4 protein-coding genes are annotated in these 3,512 nt (G+C 47.7%); 3 read left to right on the top strand and 1 reads right to left on the bottom strand.

What is annotated here, in order from left to right:
• From ACTHUE_RS13265 to ACTHUE_RS13255, 3 genes are all read left to right on the top strand, one after another.
• Positions 1-202 (top strand): acyl carrier protein (locus ACTHUE_RS13265; protein ID WP_440423688.1); only part of this gene is annotated, 202 nt, incomplete at its 5' end.
• Positions 199-1,257 carry a beta-ketoacyl synthase N-terminal-like domain-containing protein gene (locus ACTHUE_RS13260; protein WP_219089668.1) on the top strand — a complete coding sequence of 353 codons (1,059 nt, stop codon included), beginning with the start codon at positions 199-201 and terminating at the stop codon, positions 1,255-1,257. The genes ACTHUE_RS13265 and ACTHUE_RS13260, both read left to right, overlap by 4 nt.
• A complete protein-coding gene (locus tag ACTHUE_RS13255; RefSeq protein ID WP_107810573.1) occupies positions 1,239-1,928 on the top strand; it encodes a hypothetical protein in 690 nt (229 codons plus the stop codon). The genes ACTHUE_RS13260 and ACTHUE_RS13255 overlap by 19 nt, the downstream gene beginning before the upstream one ends.
• Positions 1,929-2,040: 112 nt before the next feature.
• Here ACTHUE_RS13255 and ACTHUE_RS13250 read toward each other — a convergent pair whose 3' ends face one another.
• The gene (locus tag ACTHUE_RS13250; protein WP_219089329.1) at positions 2,041-3,357 is read right to left on the bottom strand and encodes a hypothetical protein; all 1,317 of its coding nucleotides are present in this window, start codon (positions 3,355-3,357) and stop codon (positions 2,041-2,043) included.
• Positions 3,358-3,512: the final 155 nt, after the last annotated feature.

Below are 3,512 nucleotides of genomic sequence, written 5' to 3'. Positions count from 1 at the left end.
GGATATGGATGATTTCACCGACGATGCACTTTTGTTTGGCGATGACAGTCCGGTCGGTTTGGATTCGCTTGATGCGCTGCAAATCAGCGTTGCCTTGCAACAGTATTTCCAAGTTCGCCTGCAGGGCGACCGTATGGTGCGCAAACATATGATGTGCGTACGCGATTTGGCGGCGTTTATCCGTGCGGAGCATGGCGCGTGAGTTGGGTTTGCGGTACGGCGGCCACTTCTGCCTTGAATCCGCAAACGGATTTCAGATGGCCTGATGCGGTGTCTTATACGTTTTTAAACCAGCCGCAGCAGGCTGCTTATTTTCGTGCATTCGCCGGCGACAGTTTGGGGCGGAAGGAATTTGCGGATATTGCCGAACAACATTTGCGCCGAGCCGCCGAAAATGCAGGCTGGCCGTCTGAAAGCTGGCATGATGCGCCGGTGTTTATCGGTTCCAGTTCCTATTCCATCTCCGAATATGAAAACCGTCATTTTGCAGGCAATAGGGTGGTAGAGGAACATAATCTGCTTTATCTCGCCGAAGATTTGCGCCGGCGCAGCGGCAATCGGCAGATTTTCAGTTTCGCTACTGCCTGCACTTCATCCGCCCATGCGCTGATTCAGGCGGATAACTGCTTGCGCGGCGGGGCGGAGCGTGCCTTTGTGCTTGGCATTGAAAACCTCAACCGGCTGACTTTGCTGCATTTTCACAGCTTGGGTTTGCTGGCCGAACACTATCAGCCTTTTGGCGGAAACGGTTTGATTTTAGGCGAAGGTGTTGCCGCGCTTGCCTTATCTTCTGCTGCTCCCGAATCTTCTTCAGGCCGTCTGAAACTTATCGGACACGCCGCCAATACAGGCAATGACCTGATTCAAAGCGATGGCCAAGCGCAAGAGCAGGTGATGCGTCGAGCTTTGGATGTTGCAGGCATCGCTCCTGAAAGCATTGCAGCCGTTAAAACACACGGCATCGGCACGGCTGACAGCGATGCCGCCGAATTGGCCGCACTGGAAAATATATTCGGTACACTGCCGCCTTTGATGGCGTTCAAACCGCAAATTGGACACACGCTTGGCGCCACGGCAGCCCTTGAAACAGCCCTGCTTTTATCCGCTTTAAAACAAGGCGGAAGCAACGATTATCAGGGGCGGAAAATTTGTTTTTCCGAATGTGCAGCTTCACAAAAAGGCGGCTTTTTCTGTTTGGCCAATCAGTTTGGTTTTGGCGGCAGCAACACATCTTTGGTATGGCAATGGCAACCGTAAATCCTAATATCCATATTACCGCCGCTGTGCGTTTTGATACTGACGCTGGCACCGGCGGTAAAATCCTCAAACAAACCTTAAAGCAGCAAAGCGGTATAGATACCCGCCGCCTCAGCCGTTTGAGTTTGATTGCCGCGCTTGGTGCAGGGCAACTGAAAGAGCAATGCGAAATCTGTCCTGATTGCGCTGTTTTTCTCGGTACGCCGTTTTCTTCGCCATCCGTATTTGAAAAAATGGCAGACAATGTGCTGAACCATCACGCCGCGATGCCGTTTGACTTTATTGCCAACCTACACAATGCTCCCGTTTTTCATGCCGCGCGAGCGTTAGGAACGCATGGTGCAACTTTGGTCGTTACTGCCGACAACAATGTAGATACCTGCTTTCATCCATTATCTCTGGCGATGCAGTCTTTGCAAAATGGCGGACAAGCTGCGGTTGGTTGGGCATATGAACATCAAGCAGTCCGTGCCGATACCTATGAAGGCAGTATCTGGATTTTGCTTGAAGCCGGTACAGAGCAGGGTGTTCCCGTTGTGTTGAATGATGAAGGTACTCAGACTGATAGGCCGTCTGAAAAGCCGCAATATTATTGGCAAAATATCGCCGATTGGCTAGAAGTAGTAATGGCGCACGAGGGTAGGGATGTGAAGAAATATACTTTGGCGTGATGGGGGAAAATGATTTTAGAGAAAGTATTTGTTTTTTGAATAAATAAGGTTTGCACCATTAAAAAGGCCGTCTGAAAATATTTTCAGACGGCCTTTTTGTATCAAAAACCAATCAACGAGACATCTCGTCTTGAATAGCGCGGATATTTGCTTTGCGGTCGTTGATGGTACGGGTCAGCTGTTGGATTTTAATCTGATCGCCTTTTTGTTTGGCCGCATTCAGCTGGGTTTGAAGGCGGATAATAGCGGTTTGTTCGTTGCGAATTTCACCTTGTAATACCTGTTTACGTGTTTCTTTAGGTTTGGGTTGTGGTGCAGCAATGGTTGCAGGAATGGTACGAATCGGTGCTTTGCGGCGGATGTCTTGCTGGCTATTTTGCTTGGCCTGGCGTTTCTGTATGCTGTTGCGTAGGAGGATATTCAGACGCGGATTAGCAGCTTCGGCAGTATTGGTAACGCCACCGCTCGGACCATTTAGCAGAATTTTGATGTCGTTATCGACATCTTTATCGTTGAAGAGTGCATCAGTGGTTGGTCCATATGCTTTGGGCAATGGGGTTTTGGTAGGCTTCGTTGGAATTGCTGCTGCCGCTGGTATGGGTTCGGTCGGCTTGACCGAGTCTGTCAGTGCGAAAATCTCGGTTGTAGATCCTGTTAATATATTGGTTTTGTCGGACGATGCAGAAGAGTTTTCAGCGTTAAGTGGTTTGGTTACTGTTTTTTTAATATTGGTTGTGCGGTTTATCGATGTTTTGGAAACAGTTTGTTCTGTGTGTGTAACTTCAGTTTTGGCCGGTTCTTCGGCTGTTGTACTTTTTGCTGTCTTGTTGTCCAATGGCTCCAAATCTAGAGAATGATTCAGGAATTGGGTGGTGGTAGCTTGGTCAGTGTGCACGTTCAGGGCGGCGAGAGTTTGGGTAGATATCTGCTCAGTATGAGGAGAGAAAAAGCTATCCGATCTATGACTTTCCTGAGGGGTAGTTTGTGCCTGAGTGATAGGTGCAGAGGGGTATATTTGAACAACAGGTGTGGTATTGAATATGGCGAAAGTATTAACGGGATATTGCTTGGTTTCAACAGGAGCTATTGCCGTTTGTGTTTCTATAACAGGAACATAGTGATCAGCCGTTGATCTAGTAGTTTTTTGGTTTGTTACTTCTGTTTTATTGAAAATGTTCTGTGTTCCAACCAATTTCGGATCTGTTTGTTGTTCTGTAAGAGTCGAATTCAAATTTAGCTGCTCAGTGTTTGTTTGAGATACATTTGTTTCTACTAGGCTGTACGAATCGGTAACGCGGCAGGTATTGTTGATCTGGTGTGAGGTATAAACAGTGATGCCTTCAACATTGCAGACATACTCGGCAGCGTTGGCGGCGGCGGGGAGGGTCAGGCTGAGGGCAATGGCGGTTTTGCAGAAAAACGGTTTCATAAAAGCAATAGAATCAGATTGTTTGTTTAAAGTGTAATTATACTATGTACACTGTCAGCATCCGCCAACTTATTTTTAGGCGGTGTAAAACTGTGGCTGAAAGGTTGAAAATTGGAATAAAAGGTCTTAGGCCGTCTGAAACTTGTCATATAAAG

This window comes from Neisseria sp. P0021.S005, from assembly GCF_051956955.1.
The sequence above is the reverse complement of the archived record's forward strand: the minus strand, read 5'-3'. Positions and strand labels throughout refer to the sequence as shown.